At 68.6% G+C, this 16,919-nt stretch carries 15 protein-coding genes; 1 reads left to right on the forward strand and 14 read right to left on the reverse strand.

What is annotated here, in order from left to right; translation table 11 throughout:
* Positions 1-55 precede the first annotated feature (55 nt).
* From FNH24_RS02575 to FNH24_RS02620, 10 genes are all read right to left on the reverse strand, one after another.
* The gene (locus tag FNH24_RS02575) at positions 56-1,447 is read right to left on the reverse strand and encodes a sulfatase family protein (RefSeq protein WP_152360587.1); all 1,392 of its coding nucleotides are present in this window, start codon (positions 1,445-1,447) and stop codon (positions 56-58) included.
* Positions 1,444-2,919, reverse strand: coding sequence for a sulfatase-like hydrolase/transferase (locus FNH24_RS02580; RefSeq protein ID WP_246186723.1), 1,476 nt, complete (start codon positions 2,917-2,919; stop codon positions 1,444-1,446). The genes FNH24_RS02575 and FNH24_RS02580 overlap by 4 nt, the downstream gene beginning before the upstream one ends.
* Before the next feature lie 112 nt (positions 2,920-3,031).
* A complete protein-coding gene (locus FNH24_RS02585; protein WP_152360588.1) occupies positions 3,032-4,465 on the reverse strand; it encodes an ABC transporter substrate-binding protein in 1,434 nt (477 codons plus the stop codon).
* Positions 4,449-6,356, reverse strand: a complete 1,908-nt coding sequence (locus tag FNH24_RS02590; RefSeq protein ID WP_152360589.1) for a glycoside hydrolase family 2 protein — start codon at positions 6,354-6,356, stop codon at positions 4,449-4,451. The genes FNH24_RS02585 and FNH24_RS02590 overlap by 17 nt, the downstream gene beginning before the upstream one ends.
* Positions 6,357-6,474: 118 nt before the next feature.
* Entirely contained in the window at positions 6,475-7,917 is a 1,443-nt protein-coding gene (locus FNH24_RS02595) for a sulfatase-like hydrolase/transferase (protein ID WP_152360590.1), read from the reverse strand.
* On the reverse strand, positions 7,914-8,819 hold the full coding sequence (locus FNH24_RS02600) for a carbohydrate ABC transporter permease (protein WP_246186724.1): 906 nt from the start codon (positions 8,817-8,819) through the stop codon (positions 7,914-7,916). Before FNH24_RS02600 ends, FNH24_RS02595 begins: the two co-directional genes overlap by 4 nt.
* Positions 8,816-9,790, reverse strand: a complete 975-nt coding sequence (locus FNH24_RS02605; RefSeq protein ID WP_152360591.1) for a carbohydrate ABC transporter permease — start codon at positions 9,788-9,790, stop codon at positions 8,816-8,818. The genes FNH24_RS02600 and FNH24_RS02605 overlap by 4 nt, the downstream gene beginning before the upstream one ends.
* The gene (locus tag FNH24_RS02610; protein WP_152360592.1) at positions 9,787-11,439 is read right to left on the reverse strand and encodes an arylsulfatase; all 1,653 of its coding nucleotides are present in this window, start codon (positions 11,437-11,439) and stop codon (positions 9,787-9,789) included. The genes FNH24_RS02605 and FNH24_RS02610 overlap by 4 nt, the downstream gene beginning before the upstream one ends.
* A gap of 2 nt (positions 11,440-11,441) precedes the next feature.
* Positions 11,442-12,884 carry an ABC transporter substrate-binding protein gene (locus FNH24_RS02615; RefSeq protein WP_152360593.1) on the reverse strand — a complete coding sequence of 481 codons (1,443 nt, stop codon included), beginning with the start codon at positions 12,882-12,884 and terminating at the stop codon, positions 11,442-11,444.
* 168 nt (positions 12,885-13,052) lie between these two features.
* Positions 13,053-14,072, reverse strand: coding sequence for a LacI family DNA-binding transcriptional regulator (locus FNH24_RS02620; protein ID WP_152360594.1), 1,020 nt, complete (start codon positions 14,070-14,072; stop codon positions 13,053-13,055).
* A 112-nt stretch (positions 14,073-14,184) separates the two neighbouring features.
* On the opposite strand from FNH24_RS02620, the gene FNH24_RS32605 reads away from it, so the two are divergent.
* Positions 14,185-14,259 (forward strand): 50S ribosomal protein bL37, encoded by a 75-nt coding sequence (locus FNH24_RS32605; RefSeq protein WP_369797015.1) that lies wholly within the window; start codon positions 14,185-14,187, stop codon positions 14,257-14,259.
* Positions 14,260-14,302: 43 nt separating this feature from the next.
* Here the strand turns inward: FNH24_RS32605 and rsrA are convergent, their stop codons facing one another.
* The 4 genes from rsrA to FNH24_RS02640 all read right to left on the reverse strand — a co-directional run bounded on the left by rsrA (position 14,303) and on the right by FNH24_RS02640 (position 16,809).
* Positions 14,303-14,575, reverse strand: a complete 273-nt coding sequence (gene rsrA, locus FNH24_RS02625; RefSeq protein WP_152360595.1) for a mycothiol system anti-sigma-R factor — start codon at positions 14,573-14,575, stop codon at positions 14,303-14,305.
* Complete coding sequence (locus FNH24_RS02630) at positions 14,572-15,210, reverse strand: sigma-70 family RNA polymerase sigma factor (protein WP_246186725.1); 639 nt, start codon at positions 15,208-15,210, stop codon at positions 14,572-14,574. Before FNH24_RS02630 ends, rsrA begins: the two co-directional genes overlap by 4 nt.
* A gap of 133 nt (positions 15,211-15,343) precedes the next feature.
* Positions 15,344-15,991, reverse strand: a complete 648-nt coding sequence (locus tag FNH24_RS02635; RefSeq protein ID WP_152360597.1) for an alpha/beta hydrolase family protein — start codon at positions 15,989-15,991, stop codon at positions 15,344-15,346.
* A 38-nt stretch (positions 15,992-16,029) separates the two neighbouring features.
* Positions 16,030-16,809 carry an SOS response-associated peptidase gene (locus FNH24_RS02640; protein WP_152360598.1) on the reverse strand — a complete coding sequence of 260 codons (780 nt, stop codon included), beginning with the start codon at positions 16,807-16,809 and terminating at the stop codon, positions 16,030-16,032.
* Between the last annotated feature and the right edge of the window lie 110 nt (positions 16,810-16,919).

Below are 16,919 nucleotides of genomic sequence, written 5' to 3' on the forward strand. Positions count from 1 at the left end.
CGACTTGTCAGAACTAGGGGCCGCCAGGGCGTCCCCTAGTTCTGACAAGTCGGGGTTATGGGAGGGCGGTGGGGAGGAGGGCGGTGGTGATCGCGGCCCGGAGGTCGCGTTCGGGTTCGGCGTGGGCGGGGTGTCCGGTGACGGGGGTGAGTTCGGTGGGGTCTTCCGCGAGGTCGTACAGCTCGGCGAAGCGGCGGCCGTGGGCCTCGGCCAGGGCGAGCTTGTGCCGGCCGTCGGTGGCGGTGAGGAAACCCTCCCCCTCCGACAGTACGGTCTCGTGGCGGGCCGTGCCGATCAGGCTCAGGCCGTCGACATCGCCGGGATCGCCGTCGGCCAGCTCGACCACGGTCGGGAAGATGTCGATCAAGGAGACCAGGTCGCCGCTGCGGCCGGGCTCGACACCGGGCCGACGGACCAGGAACGGCACGCCCAGCACGTCGTTGTAGAAGCAGTGACCCTTGCCCCAGATCCCATGATTGCCGAGCATCTCGCCATGATCGGGAGTGAAGATCACCACCAGGTCGTCACCGAACCGCTGCTCGGCGGCGGTGATCACGTCGCCGATCACGTCGTCGATCAAGGCCACGTTGGCGTAGTAGTTGGTGCGCAGCCGGCGCCAGTAGTCGTCGTCGTAGCGGTCGTTGCGGCCGCTCTCGATCCAGCGCCCGGGGGCACCGTGCCGACTCCAGTAGTGCATCCGGGCCGGGTCGTCCAGATCACCGGCGACGACCGGATCGTCCAGCCGGGCCGGATCGACCCGGCCCAGATACTCCGCCGGCGGATCGAACGGGAAGTGCGGCCCCGAGATCGACACCCACTGGAACTGCGGTCCGGGACCGGCCGACCTGATCCGCTGGACGGCCTTCCGGCCGACCCAGGCGTCCGGATGCCACTCGGCCGGCGCCGGGAAGGTGAACACCTTGGCCGCGTCACGGTCCCAGACCTTGGCCCGGTAGGCCTCCAGGTGGCCGGCTTGATCAAGTTCCTCGGCGTAGTCGTCGCGGAACCAGACCGAGACCTGCTTGTCGTCCTGCAGGTCGAGATCGTCGATGCCGAGGCTCAGGTAGTAGTCGCGGAACTCCTGGTACGGCAGCGTCCGGTCCGGCAGCGTTTCGCCGTACGGCACCGGGGCGTAGTGGCACTTGCCGACATGGGTGACGTGGTAGCCCAGCGCGGAGGTGGCGTTGTAGAGGTTCGGCCGCTCGGGCGGTAGCCGGCAATCGCGGAAGTTGCTGTAGGCCCGATGGGTGTGCGGATAGCAGCCGGTCATGATCGAACTCCGGCTGGGCAGGCACCACGGGCTGGCGGTCCAGGCGTTGTCGTAGATCGTCGACGAGGCCGCCAGCCGGTCGAGATGGGGCGTGTCGATCACCGTACCGCCGTAGCAGCCGAGGGAATCGCGACGAAGTTGATCGGTGGTGATCAACAGGATGTTCGGCTGCGTCATCGCGGGCGCCGGTTCCAGTTGTGATCGGCTCGCAACGGCTGGTAGGCGCCGGTGGGCAGATCGTCGGCCACCTCGAGCCGCCAGCGGAGCAGCTCCTCGATCATGCTGCCCCGCAGCTCCCGGCAGTCCGGGTCGTCCCACCGGTCGTCCAACTCCGCCGGATCGGAGTCCAGCCGGTACAGCTCCCCGCGCCCGTCGGAGTGGAAGATCACCTTGTCCCCACCCCGCCGCAGCATCGCCGAGGTGCCGCTCTGGGTGACCGTGTTCAGCTCGTCATAGATCGTGCCCTGGTACGGATAGTGCAACTCCGGCCGGGCGTCAGCGGGATAGAACCGGCCGCCGTAGCCGCCCTCGGCGTAGATGCTGTCGAAAACGCCGGCGCCGTCGTCGCTGCCGGTCAGCACCGGCCACAGGCTGCGGCCCTGGACCCCGGCCGGGATCTCGGCGTCGATCGCCTCGGCCAGGGTCGGCAACACGTCGACCAGGCTGATCAAGGTCTGCTCGTCGGTCCGCGCCCGGACGCCCGGCCCGGCCACGAAGAACGGGATCCGCAGCAGCGCCTCCGACAGCCCGGCCCCCTTGCGCTGCAGGCCGTACTCCCCCACGAAGTCGCCGTGATCGGCCAGATAGAGATAGATCGTCCGGCCCGGCGAACGCGCCTCGTTGGTCTCGGCCAGTCGCCGGACCTGATCATCGATCAGCCGCATCATGCCGCAGTACGACGCCCGGTAGCGCCGCCACAGGTCGTCGTAGCCGGGCCGCTTCTCCTCGATCAGCTCCCGCAGCCAGCGATACGGCCCGCCCTTGGCCAGCGCCGCCTCCGGACCCGCGACCCGGTCGGGCACGTCGGCCGGATCGAACAACGAGAAGTACGGTTCCGGCACCTGATACGGATTGTGCGGCTCGGGGAACGACACCCAGCTCAGCCACGGCTGATCCTGATCATCGCCGGCGGCCAACTGAGCCAGGGCGTCGTCGACGATCCGGACCGGATACTGCACCTCCACCGGGAACGGCGTCGGCTCGAGGGCCGGACCATGATCGATCGAGACCAGCCACTCGGTGAACGCCCGCTGCTCGTCGGTCTCGTCCGGGGCCCCGGTGTGCATGTACGGCCCGGACCAGTGATCGAAGTCGTCCCGGCCGCGATACACGTGCGGCTTGCCCGCGAAGGCCGTCCGGTAGCCGGCCCGGCCGAACACGTCGAGCAGGTCGTCGCCCCGGAACTCCTTGCGGTTATTGGAGTTCTGCCGCACCCGGTGCGCCGACGGGAACCGGCCGGAGAGCAGACTGGTCCGGGCCGGCACACAGGCCGGCATCGGCGTGTACGCCCCGGTGAACGTGGTGCCGGTCGCGGCCAACCCGTCGCAGAACGGCATCGTGTCCAGCCCGAAGCCGGTGCCGGCCGTGAACCCCGCGCGCTGCTGGTCGGTCATGATGATCATGACGTTGGGGCGATCGGTCCGAGTCACTGCGTCCCCTCATCGGTGGTGTGGAGGTTTGGGTGTTCGTTCCCTGAGCTTGTCGAAGGGCCAAGGTGATTGTGGCCTGCCCTTCGACAAGCTCAGGGAGCGTTGGCGTGAGTCAGCCGTTCTTGTAGTCGGCGCCGGGCTTCCAGTCCGGGAAGGCCCAGGCGTCCTCGGCGATCTCGGCGCCGTCCGCGACGGCCTTCTTGAGCGCCTGCTCCCGGTCGGCGGACGAGTCGTCGCTGAGCTTCTTCAGCGCGGCGCGGATGTCCGGCACCTGGCCGGAGAAGACGCCTTGCAGCAGCTCACCGAGCCCCGGCTTGATCGCCTTGCTGAAGCGGTTGACCCGCTGCACGTCCTGGTTACGCAGCACCGCCTGCGGCGCGATGAACACCGAGTCGGCGAACCAGCCGACCAGGCGCTTCCACGGCTCGACCGCGGTGGAACCCTCGACCACGGACAGGTCGTACGGCGGCTGGGCCATGGCGTTGGCGATGCCGGTCCAGTAGTCCTTGGTGGCCAGCCCGGTCAGCAGGTCCGACGCCTCGGCCGGCAGGTCGGACGAGCCGGCGATGTAGTAGTTGCCGCCGGCCTGGCCGCGATAGGCGACCACCGGCCGGCCGGACTCCGGCTGCAGCATCGGCCCGACGTCGACCGAGGGCAGGAACTGCTTCGCCTCGGTCTGCACGGTGCCGGAGCACCACGGCCCGTCCAGGTAGAAGCCGGCGGCACCCGCCGCCCAGCGCACCCGGGCGGTTTGATCATCCAGGCTGGACGACCCCGGGAAGATCAACTTGTCGGCCTGCAACGAGGCCAGGAACTCGAACACCGCGACGTAGGCGTCATCGTGGTAGGCGAACTCGCCCGACTTGAACAGCTGTCCGCCCATGCCCTGGAACCCGGCACCCATCGCCAGCGAGTTGAGGTGCTCGGCCATCCGGCCGGTGTGGGCCAGGCTCAAGATCATGCCGCTGGCCGGCTTCTGGGTGTCCTGCACGGTGCGGCAGGCGGCCCGGAACTCGTCGAATGTCTTCGGCGGGTTGGCCGGATCGAGCCCGGCCTTGGTGATCAGGTCCCGGTTGAACCAGGTGGCTGCCACATACTGCCGGTCGGCGAAGATCGGGAACGTGTAGAGCTTGCCGTCGAAGGAGTGCAGACCCTCGACCAGTCCGCCGAGGTCGGCGAACTTCTGCTTCACGTCGTCGGCCCACTCGATCGGCGAGAACCAGCCATCCGCGATCAGGGACGGGATCGAGGACTCCAGCCCGGCGGTGCTGTGCACGTCCGGCTGCTGGTTGCTCTGCTTGGCCAGCTGCAGCGCCTGGCCGATCTTGGCCGTCTGGTGATAAGTGTATTCGACCTTGATCCCCGACTTCGCCGTGAACGAGTCGTAGGCGGTCTGGTTCACCGTCTGCAGGTTGACGTTGTGATCCCACCAGGTGATCTTGCGCTCCCCCGGCGTCTGCGGCTGGGCGGTGGTGCAACCGGCCACCGCCGCGGTGGCGGCCGCGGCGGACAGCCCGAGCAGGGATCTCCTAGACAGTGCCGACATTCTTTGTCCTTTCGGGCTTCCCGTTGGTGACGGCCGACGACGCCGCGGCCCGCCGGCGGAACCCGTCGACGACCTCCGCGGGGATGGACCGGGTCGGGCGGGTGATGATCCGGCGCAGCTCCTCCAGCGGCAGCTTGGGCTGCCGGTCCTCGGTGAGCAGGCCGTTGGTCTCCTGCACCGTGTCGGTGAGCTGGGTGTAGCAGAAGCCGGCCACCTCGGTCAGGTCGGTGATCGCGACGACCAGGCTCTCGAAATGATCTTGGAACTCCTCGGCCGACGTCACGGTGGCGTAGCCGAACCAGCGCTCCCCGGCGGTCGGCGCGTACGACAACCCGCCGAACTCGGTGATCATCACCGGCTGACCCCGATACTCGCGGTCACCGAGCAGCACCCGGCGCCGGTTCGGCGCCTTTTCGGTGAGGCTGCGGGTGAGCGCCTCCGGGGTGCCGTACTTGGCGGTGAGGTCGTCCGGATCCGGCGAGTAGTCATGGATCGACCAGATGTCGGACTCGGTGTGCTCCCAGCCGTCGTTGGAGATCACCGGCCGGGTCGGATCGAGTGCCTTGGTCAGGTGGTAGAGCGCCGTCGCGAAGTGCTGCTGGGCCGGCTCGTCGGCGATGCCCGGCACGCCCCAGCTCTCGTTCAGCGGGACCCAGGCGACGACCGACGGGTGCGACCGGTCCCGGCGCACCACGTCGAGCCACTCCCGGGTGAACCGGCTGGCCGCCTGCTCGTTGTAGACGAAGGCGTTGGCCATCTCGCCCCAGATCAGCAGGCCGAGCCGGTCGGCCCAGTAGAGGAAACGCGGGTCCTCCACCTTCTGGTGGATCCGGGCGCCGTTGAAGCCGAGGTCCTTGATCAACTGCACCTCGGTGGCCAGCGCCTCGGCCGTCGGCGCGGCCAGATGCGACTCCGGCCAGTAGCCCTGCTCCAGCACCAGCCGGGAGAAGTACGGCTTGCCGTTGAGCAGGAAGTCACCGTCGCGAATCGCGACCTCGCGCAGCCCGAGATAGCTGGTCAGCCGGTCGGTCTCCCGGCCGTCGACCGTCACGGTGATCTCCGCGTCGATCAGCCGGGGACGTTCCGGCGACCACAGCAACCGCTCCCGTTCCTGGGGCATGGCCAGCTGCGGCAGGTGCAGGTGCACCAGCGCGCGATCACCGCGGGCCACGGTGGTGGTCTGGTCGGCCAGCGCCCGGCCTTCGTGCGACAGCCGGATCCGCAGGCTCACCTCGGCCTCCCGCAGATCCTCGGTGCTGGCCAGGACGACCTCGGCGCGCACCTGCTCGGCGTCCAGGTCGGACGTCCAGGCCAGCTCGGCGACATGATCGACGCCGACCCGCTCGGCCCAGACCTGCTGCCAGATCCCGGTCGTGCGGTGGTAGAAGATGCCGTGCGTCTCGGTCCGCCAGTCCTGCTTACCCCGCGGCTGGGTGACGTCCAGCGGGTTGTCGTGCACCCGCAACGTGAGCCGATGCGGGCCGGTGGAACGCAACTGCCGGGTGATGTCGACCGAGAACGGCGACATCCCACCGACATGATCACCGACCAGCTCGCCGTCGACGTAGACCGTCGTCGCGTAGTCGACCGCACCGAAGTGCAGCAAGATCGACTCGCCGGCGGCCGGCGGCTCCAGCTCCAGCGGCCGGCGATACCAGACCACCGGATGGTAGGCGGTGTCCCCGATCCCCGACGCCGGTGACTCCGGTGGGAACGGCACCGTGATCCGAGCCCCGAACTCGTGATCATCGTTCAGCCATCCGTCGGTCAGGCCGCGGTCGGCGTCGTCGAAGTCGAAGTCCCAGACCCCGTTGAGGTCGATCCAGCCGTCCCGGCGGAGCTGCGGTCGCGGGTAGGCGGCCTCGGTCTGGTGATCTTGATTGTCGATCATCGTGTACGTGTTCTCCCGTAATCATGGTCGATGGGGACGTGTGGGTGTTCGTTCCCTGAGCTTGTCGAAGGGCGGGCCCGATCTTGCTTGCCCTTCGACAGGCTCAGGGAACGAACACTCACCAGAAGTCGTCTCGTGGTTGGCTGCGGTCCTCGGTGGCGACGCCGATGTCGAGCAGCAGCTCGGCCAGGGCCAATCGGGTCGAGGCGTGGGCCGGGTCGTCGTAGAGGTTGATCAACTCGTCCGGGTCGGACTCGAGGTCGTACAACTCGCCCTGCCGCTTCCGCTCGGTCGCCGGGCCGCCGTGATGGACGACGAGCTTGTGCCGGCCGTGGCGCACCATGGTGGTGTGCACGGCCGGGTCGTACGGGTGCCCGGAGTTGCGGTATTCACAGATGGCCCAGTCCCGGGCCGGGGTCTCGGTCTGTCCGGTGGCGCGCGGCAGCAGGCTGCTGCCCTGGGCCCTGGCCGGCGGCTCGGCACCGGCCGCATCGATGATCGTCGCCGACAGATCGATCCACTGCACCAGGTCGTCGATCACCGTGCCCGGCTCGATCCGGCCCGGATAGCGCAGCAGCAGCGGCACCCGGACGGCACAGTCGTACATCATCGGGCCCTTGAGCATCAGCTGATGATCACCGAGCATCTCGCCGTGATCGGAGGTGAAGATCACGATCGTGTCGTCGGCCAGGCCCTGCTGCTCCAGCACGTCGAGGATCCGGCCCACCTCGTCGTCGATCAGCGTCACCATCGCGTAGTAGGTCGCCTTGACCTGTTGCAGTTCCTCGGCCGAGTAATCGGCGAAGCCTCGCGCGTGCCCGCCGTAGGACTCCTTCGACGCCTCGGTGAAGATGTCGGGCTTGGTCGCCAACTCCTCCGGGCTGCCGACCGGCCGGCTCAGTTGCTCCGGGTCGTAGCGGTCGACGTACTCCGACGGCGCGCCGAACCCGTGATGCGGATCGAAGAAGTTGGCGATGAAGAAGAACGGTTGATCATCGCGGCGACTGGAGCTGAGGTAGTCGATCGTCTCCTCGGCCACCCAGTGGCTGTAGTGCGCCTCGGTCGGCATCGAGTCGAAGGTCACGCCCGATCCCTTGGTCCGGGCCTGCGCGTACAGCTCCGGATGGTGGGCCTTGAGCCAGCGGTGGTACGCGTTCTCCGACGACCCGACGTACGGATCGTGGGCCCAGCGGAACACCCGCATCCCCTTCGGCGCGTACTCGGTCCGGCCCTTCATGCAGGCGGTCAGGTGGTATTTCCCGACCAGGCCGCAGTCGTAGCCGGCCGCGGCCAACGGCTCGGTGATCACGGTCGCGTCGTCGGGCAGCGTCACCCCGTTGGCCCAGAGCCCGTGATTGTGCACGTACCGGCCGGTCATCAGCGACGCCCGCGACGGGGCGCAGACCGGGCTCTGCACGTAGCACTGGCTGAACCGCGCGCCCTGGGCGGCCAGTCGATCAAGGTTCGGCGTGTGGATCTCCGGGTTGCCCGACGCTCCCAGGGCGTTGAAGCGCTGTTGATCGGTGCACAGAAACAGGATGTTCGGATGATCTTGGCTCATGACTTGACGGCTCCCGCGATTCCCTCGACGAAGTAGCGCTGCAACAGGATGAACAACAACACGACCGGCAGCAGCGAGATCGTCGCCGCCGCGGCCATTCCGGACCAGTCGGTCGAGTTCTCACCGATGAAGGCGAGCATGCCGACGCTCAGGGTGCGCAGGTCCGGCCGGGAGAAGGTGAACACCAGCGGCAGGAAGAACGCGTTCCAGGTGGACAGGAACGTCATCAGCGTGACCGTCGCGGTGACCGGCATGGCCAGCGGCAGCATCACCTGGAAGAAGGTCCGGAAGAACCCGGCGCCGTCGATGATCGCGGCCTCTTCCAGCTCCTTCGGCAGCTGCCGGAAATAGCCCATGTACAACAGGATCGAGGCGACGTGGGCGCCGCCGGACATCGCGATGATCATGCCCCAGAGCGAGTTCAGCATGCCCAGCCTGGTGGCCAGGTCGATCACCGGGATGATCGTGTAGCCGGCCGGCACGAACAGGGTCGCCACCAGGATGCCCAGGATGATCTTGCGGCCGTAGAACGAGTAGCGGGCGAGCACGTAGCCGGTCATCGAGCACCTGATCAACACCAGCAGCACCGTCGCGGCCGTGACGATCACCGTGTTCAGCAGATACTGCGAGAACCGCGCGTCCACCCAGGCCCGCTTGAAGTTCTCCCAGATCGGCGTCTCCGGGATCAGGTTCATCCCGGACGAGAACACCTCCAACGGGCTCTTCAGCGCGGCCGAAACCATCCACAGGAAGGGATAGATCCAGATCGCCACCAGCCCGATCAGCACCAGGGCGGCGAACCAGTACGGCAGCCGGCGCAGCAGCTTGCCGCTGCGTGATCTTGGTCGCTGGGTCGGGAGCTCCGTCCGCTCCCGCCGCGGCGCGGTCACCGTGGCCGTCACTTCGCCTCCCCCTTCCGCTCCGAGCCCATCGAGGCCCGGGCGGCCCGGATCCCCAGCAGCTGGAACAAACCGACCGCGCAGATGAACAGGCCGAACAGCACGGCGGCCGCCGAAGCCATCCCGAGCCGTGGCGTGGTCGAGGCGAACGCCGCCTCGTAGATGTAGATCTCCATCACCTGGGTGGCATAGAACGGACCACCGCCGGTCATCGTCAACATCAGGTCGAACACCTGCAGCGTCGACTCCAGCGTCAGCAGAGTGATGATGATCGTGAACGGCTTCAGCAGCGGCAGCGTGATCGAGGTGAACATCCGGACCGGGCCGGCCTTGTCGATCGCCGCCGCCTCGTACAGATCCCGCGGGATCGTCTGCAGCGCCGCCAGCCAGTAGATCAACGTGGTGCCGAACCACTTCCAGACGAAGACACCGACCACCGTCGGCAGCGCGGTCTTGGAATCGCCGAGGAAGTTGATCCCCTGGTCCAGCAGGCCGAACTGCATCAACCCGAGATTGACCGGGCCGGACGCCGGATCGAAGACGAACTGCATCACCACCCCGACGATCGCGGTGGTCGTGACCACCGGCAGGAAGAACGCCGTCCGGAAGAAGCCCGACCACGGCATCCGCGGCGAATTGAGCAAGATCGCCAACAGCAGCGCCAGGAAGACCTTGATCGGCACCGCCAGCACGGTGAAGGTCACGGTGATCCGAAACGAGTTCCAGAACATCGGATCGGCCAGGATCTCGGCGTAGTTGGCCAGGCCGACGAAGGTCTTGACCGCGTCGAAGCCGTTCCAGTCGAGGAAGGAATACCAGTAGCTGCCGATCACCGGATAGACGGTGAACAGGCCGTACAGCACGATCGTCGGCAACAGGAAGAGGTAGACCATCAGCTCGGTCCGCCGGACCCGGCGCCGGCGCGCCCCGCCGCCGGGCGGGGTGCCGATCGCGTCGGTCGGGACCGCCGTCATCGGCTCGGCTCCGCCGGGTGGGCGGACTTGAAGCCGTCCACGATCAGGAACGGCCCGGCGCCTCGTTCGCCGTGCGTGGCCAGCACCTGCTCCCGCGGCTGGACACCGCAGCGATCGGCCCACTTCTGGTAGCTCACCGCCAGCTCTTCCACCAGCGCCGGGTGGTCCGCGGCGCGGTCGACGAGCTCGGACCGGTCGGCGGCGAGGTCGTACAACTCCCAGGGCCGGGCGTGTTTGCGGACCAGCTTCCACCGGCCGCGCCGGATCGCACCGTTGCCCTCGTGCTCCCAGTAGAGCTCATGATCATCTTCGTTGTCGGCGTCGGCGCCGCGCCAGGCCGCCAGCATCGAGGAGCCCTCCGCCGGCGGCACCGGATAGGGGCCGCGCTCGGTCGGATAGTCGGCGCCGGTGATCTCCAGCACGGTCGCCATCAGATCCGGCAGCTGGTACGGAGCGTGCACGGTGACCCCGGCCGGCAGCCCGCTCGGCCAGTGCGCGATCAAGGGAGTGGCGATGCCGCCCTCGTGCACCCAGTGCTTGTATTCCCGGAACGGGGTGTTGGACAGGTTGGCCCACGGCTTGCCGTAGGAGGTGTATGTGTCCGGCCCGCCGGGGATGATCTCGGGCCCGTTGCCACAGCGCACCCGATCGCCCGATCGGGTCACGGCCGGCGAGTGCAGCGGCGGCCGGGGCAGCTCGTCGATGTAGCCGGGCACCATCTCCTCGGCGCAGCCGCCGTTGTCGGACAGGAAGATGATCATGGTGTTGTCCAGCCGGCCGGCGGCCGCCTGGGCTTCGACCACCCGGCCGATCGCGTCGTCGAGCAGCTCGACCTGGGCGGCGTAGACGGCCATCCGCCGGGCCTGCCACTCCTGATCGGCGGTGCCGTCCCAGGCGGGGACGTCGGGATCGCGCTCGGTCAGCGGCCAGTCGTCGTCGATCAGGCCCGAGGCGACCTGGCGGGCGCGTCGCTCCTCCCGCAACCGGTCCCAGCCGGCCCGGTAGCGCTCGACGTACGGCTCGACCACGTCCTCGGGCGCGTGCAGCGGCCAGTGCGGCGCGGTCACCGCCAGATAGAGGAACAGTGGTTGCTCCGGCCGTTCAGCCGCATGATCACGGATGAAGCCGGCGGCGCGATCGCCGAGGGCCGTGGTCAGGTAGTAGTCCTCGTCGACCTCGACCGGCTGCTCGTCCTCGGTCAGCGTCACCGGCTGGTAGTAGCTGGATCCGCCGGCGATGATCCCGTAATGACGCTGGAAGCCGCGCCGCGTCGGCCAGGTGTCGTCCGGCGCCTTCAGCTGCCCGGTCAGGTGCCACTTCCCCGCCATCGCCGTCGCATAGCCCGCGGCGCCGAGCACCTCGGCCATCGTCGCGCAGTCGGTGGACAGGGTGCCGCGGTAGCCGCCGGGGCCGTCGTCGCGGGTCAGCACGCCGATGCCGGTCTGGTGCGGATGCAGCCCGGTCAGCAGCGAGGCGCGGGACGGCGAGCAGCGGGCCGTGTTGTAGAATTGCGACATCCGGACCCCGCTCGCCGCCAGCGCGTCCAGGTGCGGGGTCGCGATCTCCGAGCCGTAGCTGCCGATGTCGGAGTAACCAAGATCATCGGCGAGGATGATCACGATGTCGGGACGTTCGTCGGGGGTGCCCATGATCACTTCCCAGGCTTGGTGGTGTAGTCCTGGCCGCGTTGCCAGTCCGGGAACTTCCAGTCGTCGGCGGTCGCCGTGCCGCCCTTGCCTGCGGCCTGCTTGATCGCCCGCTCCCGTTCCGCGGTCTGGGCGTCCCGGAGCTTGATCAGCGCGGCCGCGGCGTCGGGCACGTCGCCGGACAGGACGCCGGCGACGATCTCGCCGAGGCCGGGCTCGATCGTCTTCATCGCCGCCTGCACCTTGGCCACGTCGGGATTGGCCACCACCGGGTCGGGAGCGAGGAAGTCGGTCTGATCGCAGAAGTTGACCGCCTGTTTGAAGGTGGGGTGCACCTCGGCGTCGTCGACGATGCCGGAATAGAGCGCCGGCAGATTCATCCCGGAGAGCATCTGTTGCTGCGCCTGCTCGCCGACCATGATCGACAACAGTGCCGACGCCTCGGCCTTGTGCTGCGATCCGGCCGAGAGCCACAGGGTGCTGCCGCGGACCACGTGATTGATCGCCGCCTGCCCGCCCGGCTCCGGCAGCGGGATCGATCCGACCCCGACCTTGTCAGCGAACTGCTCGAAGTCCTGCACCACCACGCCGATGCAGTACGCGCCGTCGAAGAACATTCCGGCCGCCCCGGCCGCCCAACGGGCTCGGGCCGTCCGGGCGTTCAACGAGCCGGACCCGGGGAACAGCACCCCGTCGGCCTGCATCGCGACCCACCATTCGATCGCATTCAGGTAGTACTCGTTGCCGACGACGTACTCACCGGTGATCAGATCGACGCCGCCCACGCTCGGCGAACCCGCGGCCTCGGCCAGCTGGTGGATCTGGGCGCCGATCCGGTCCGGGAACTGCAGCGGCGCGATCCAACCGGCGGCCCCGGCCTGCTTGATCGCGCGGGCCGCGGCCCGGACCTCGTCGTAGCCGACCGGCGGTTTGGCCGGGTCGAGCCCGGCCTTGGTGAACAGCTCCTGGTTGAACCAGTTGAGGGTGTCGTTGGCCCGCCAGCCGAACAGCGGCAGCCCGTACACCTCGCCGTCGAAGACCGTCACACCCTCCAGCAGCGTCCCCGGCGGGAGCTTGGCCTTGACCTTCTCGTCGACCTCGATCGGCGCGAACCAGCCCTGCTCCATCAGCGCCGAGGTCGGCACGCCGACGCCGGCCAGCGTGAACACGTCCGGCAGCTGATTGCTCTGCTTGGCCAGCTGCAACGCCTGGCCCATCTTGGCCGGGTCGTACACCGAATAATCGACCGGCAGCCCGCCCGCCCCGGCCGCGAACTCGGCGAAGAGCTTCTTCTCGACTTCCTGGGTGGGCAGGAACTGGTCCCACCAGACGAGCTTGCCCGACGGTGGAGCCTGCGCGGTCGGCCCCGAGGAGCACCCGGCGATCATCGTCGCGGCGCCGCCGAGACCGGCGACCCCCAGGAACCTGCGGCGATCGAGGCCAGCCATTGCCGTCACTCCTCCGAGTCCTGCCACGCGTCTGCCACGTGGCAGGCAAGAGCATAGCGACCCTCCCGACCCCCGGGAACCCCCACCCAAGAACCGCCGACCCGTCACATCCGCTGCGACACGCCGTCAGAACGGCCGCGGATGTGACGGGTCGGCGGGTTGGGGTGGTCAGGCTTCGGCGGCAGCCTTCGCGCCGACGGTGCTCTCCCGGGCGATCAGCGAATAGCCGACCGTACGGTGCAACTCGTCCGGCCGGATCCCGGCGAGCTGGTCGATGATCAACTCCACCGAATTGGCGGCGATCTGGTCGGCGTCGACCCGGATGCTGCTGATCGGCGGCCAGCTGTACGCGACCTCCGGGATGTCGTCCCAGCCGATCAAGGCGACGTCGTCAGGCACCGTGAGCCCGTGCTGTCGCAGCACGGCCAGTGCGCCGACCGCGACCAGGTCGTTGAAGCAGAACACGGCATCCGGCGGTGACTCGTCCTCGAGCAGTCGTTCCATCGCCAGCGCGCCCTGGATCCGGTCGAACTTACGCACTGACTCCTGCCGCACCGGCAACCCGGCAGCCGTCATGGCCTGCCGATATCCCTCGTAGCGTTGGGAAGCGGTGCCGCCCTCGCGGCCGAGTACGGTGCCGATCGCGGCGATCCGCTGCCGGCCGAGCTCGATCAGGTGTTGGGTCGCCACCCCGGCCGCGGCGATGTTGTCGATGCCGACGTAGGCATGATTGCCGCTCGGTTCGCTCCATTCGCCGAGCAACACCAGCGGCGTCCCGTCCGAGGCCTCCTCGACCTCCCGGGCCCGCAGCCGCAACGGGGAAAGGATCAGGCCGTCGATCGCGTGCGGCCGCAGTCCACCGGCGATCAGTCGCTCCCGTTCGGCCTTGCCCTCGGTGATGTCGATCAGGATCGTGAAGCCGCGCGCCTCGGCCGCGGTCGTGATCTTGGTCGCCAGGTCGGCGAAGTAGGGCAGGTTGAGCTCGGGGACGGCCAGCCCGATGATCCCGATCTTGCCGGTCCGCAGATTGCGCGCGGCACGATTCGGGATGTAGTTCAGCTTCTCGATCGCGGCCTGCACCCGGGCGACCGTCTCCGGCCGGATGTGCGGATAGCCGTTGATCACGTTCGAGACGGTGCGCGGCGACACCCCGGCCTCGCGGGCCACGTCGGCCTGGCGTGCTCTCACCTGTCCACCTCCTCGGACCGACCAGCGGATCGGTCATGGCAGAATATGTCCCCTTATGCCCGGCGACGAATTGTGATTCCGGGATAGGGCTACACAGCTAAGGAGGCTAGAGATGGGCAAGACCGGCCGCAAGCGTCGCGCTCGGCGCAAGAAGGGCGCCAACCACGGCAAGCGCCCCAACGCCTGATCGAACCCCGAGTTGTCAGATTGTTGAGCCGGTCGACTCCGGGTCAGGAATCTGACAACTCGGAGATCCGGCGCAGCACCTTGTCGCGCAGCTGGTCCGGCGCCTTGTCGTTGCCGCAGCACCGCGACACCAACGACTTCATCGCCTGCTCGACGTCGAACCGGTCCAGGCACGGCTCGCAGGCCGCCAGGTGCGACCGGATCGCGTCGCCCGACGCATCGTCCAGCTCATGATCGAGAAACTCATACACCCGCGCCAGCACCTGCTGGCAGTCGTGATCCCCCGCCTCGTTCGCGGTGGTGCTCTCCGAGGTCATGCCTTGCTCGCCTCCTGCCGGATCAGTCCACGCTCGACGGCATAGTCGGCGAGGTGGCGGCGCAACTGGTTCCGTCCGCGGTTGAGCCGCGACATCACGGTCCCGATCGGCGTCTCCATGATCTCGGCGATCTCCTTGTACGAAAAGCCTTCGACGTCGGCCAGATAGACGGCCAACCGGAAGTCGGGCGCCAGCTTCTGCAGCGCCTCCTTGACGTCGGAATCCGGCAGGTGCTCCAGCGCCACCATCTCCGCCGACTTCAAGCCGTCGGAGCTGTGCTCCGCGGCCCGGGCGAGTTGCCAGTCCTCGATCGTCTCGCCGCCGGCGATCTGCGGCTGTCGCTGCCGCCGGCGATAACTGTTGATATAGGTGTTGGTGAGGATCCGGTACAGCCAGGCCTTCAGATTCGTGCCGGGCGTGAACTGGTTGAACGAGGCGTACGCCTTGGCGTAGGTCTCCTGGACCACGTCCTCCGCATCGGCCGGGTTCCGGGTCATCCGCAACGCGGCCGCGTAGAGCTGGTCGATGAAGCCCATCGCATCCGCCTCGAACCGGGCATGCCGCTGCTCCGGCGATTCCTCGCCGGGCGTCTCGGTCACCTGGTCCGCGGTAGCGGGGCTGGTCGGGATGGTCATCAGGTACGAGCGTACTGACGGGCGTTCACGTTCCAACAACACGGCTGCCATTCACTCCTCCGACTCGCGGCGTACTTCATCGAGAACACCGCGGTCGGCGAGTTATTCCCACACCGTTGGCCGGCGCCGGGCCCTACGGTCGTACGAACTCCAGCACCCGGCGCTTCAGCTCCGCCCGCAGGTCGGCCGCGGTCCACGCCGCCGCCTTCGGCACCCGATAGCCGTGATCGACGCCGGGCAACTCGACCACCTGCACGCCGGCGTCCTCGGCCGCGGCCAGCCGGACCTCCTCGGCACTGCCGAACGTGTCCTTGCTGCCCTGCAGCACCAGCCGCGGCACCTCGGGTTGCAGCAGTTCCGGCGCCCGCGACTTCTCCGGCCGGCCGGGCAGGTGCAGCGGGAAGGCGAGACAGACCACGCCGCGCGCACCCACCGCCGTCGCCGTCCGGCAGGCCACCCGGGCCCCGGCGCTGCGGCCGCCGACATAGAGCGGGAGGTCGGCGTAGGCCGGCTCGGCCCACAGCCGTTCCACCGCGGCCAGCCAGCCGACGTCGAGCCGCGGCGGCGGGACGGCGACCTGCCGACCGGTGGTCCGCCACGGCTGCTCGAACCGGGCCACCGCGATCCCCTCGGCCGGCAGGAAGCCGGACAGCAGCTTCAGGTCCATCGCGTCGACGCCGCCGCCGGCGCCGTGGCCCAGCATCAGCAGCGCGCTCGGCTGCTCGGCCGGGGCGACGAAGAGCCGGCCCGGGCCCTCGGGGGTCGGGGTGTCGATGATCATGGCGGCTCTCCGGAGGCAGGACGCGGGACGACGGGCGGTCAGATCAGCCGGTCCTGCTCCTCGTCGTCGGAGAGCGGCTCGACCAGTGACGGGTCATTGTTCTGCACCTTGTTGACGTTCGTCGACACCGGGTATGCCTCCAACTCGGCCGGATCGGTCACCGACAGCAACTCCAGCGCCGCCGCGGAGTCGGTCTGGGCCGGATCCAGCCACGCGTCGTACGCCTCGGCGCCGATCACCATCGGCATCCGATCATGGATCTGGCCGACCGCGTCGGTGGCCTGGGTGGTGATCACCGTGCAGGTGCGCAGCCAGGCCGAATCGTCGCCGCGATCCTTGGTCGGGTCGCGCCAGATCTCGTAGATCCCGGCCATCGCCAGCACCCCGCCGTCGCTGCGATGGATGAAGAACGGCTGCTTCTTCGCCTGGCCCAGCGTCTTCAGCGGCCGGCCCGCCGCCTCTCGGGCCGCCTCCGGCAGATACCACTCGTAGAAGCCGTCGGCCGGCAGCAGGCAGCGCCGGGCGCTGAACGCGCGCCGGAACGACGGCTTCTCCGCCACGCTCTCCACCCGCGCGTTGATCAACTTCGCGCCCCCGTTGGCCGCCTTGGCCCAGGACGGGACGAGGCCCCAGACCAGCGGCGCCAGCCGCCGGCTCGCCTCGCCGGTCTCCTTGTTGACCCGTTCGAACACCGCCGGGACCTCGACCGTCGGCGCGACGTTGTAATCCGCCCCGGGCAGCCCGTCGAAGATCTCGTCCACCTCGAACTCGGCCGCGAGATCGTCCGAACTCCGCGAGGTCGCATACCGCCCACACATACCCCGCACGCTACCCGCCACCCCCGACACCCGCCCCCAAGCCGACTTGTCAGAACTGAGTTGCCCCCTGGCACAACTCAGTTCTGACAAGTCGGCTTGGGATGGGTTAG

This window comes from Microlunatus speluncae, assembly GCF_009299835.1.
GTDB classification, from domain to species: Bacteria; Actinomycetota; Actinomycetes; order Propionibacteriales; family Propionibacteriaceae; genus Microlunatus; species Microlunatus speluncae.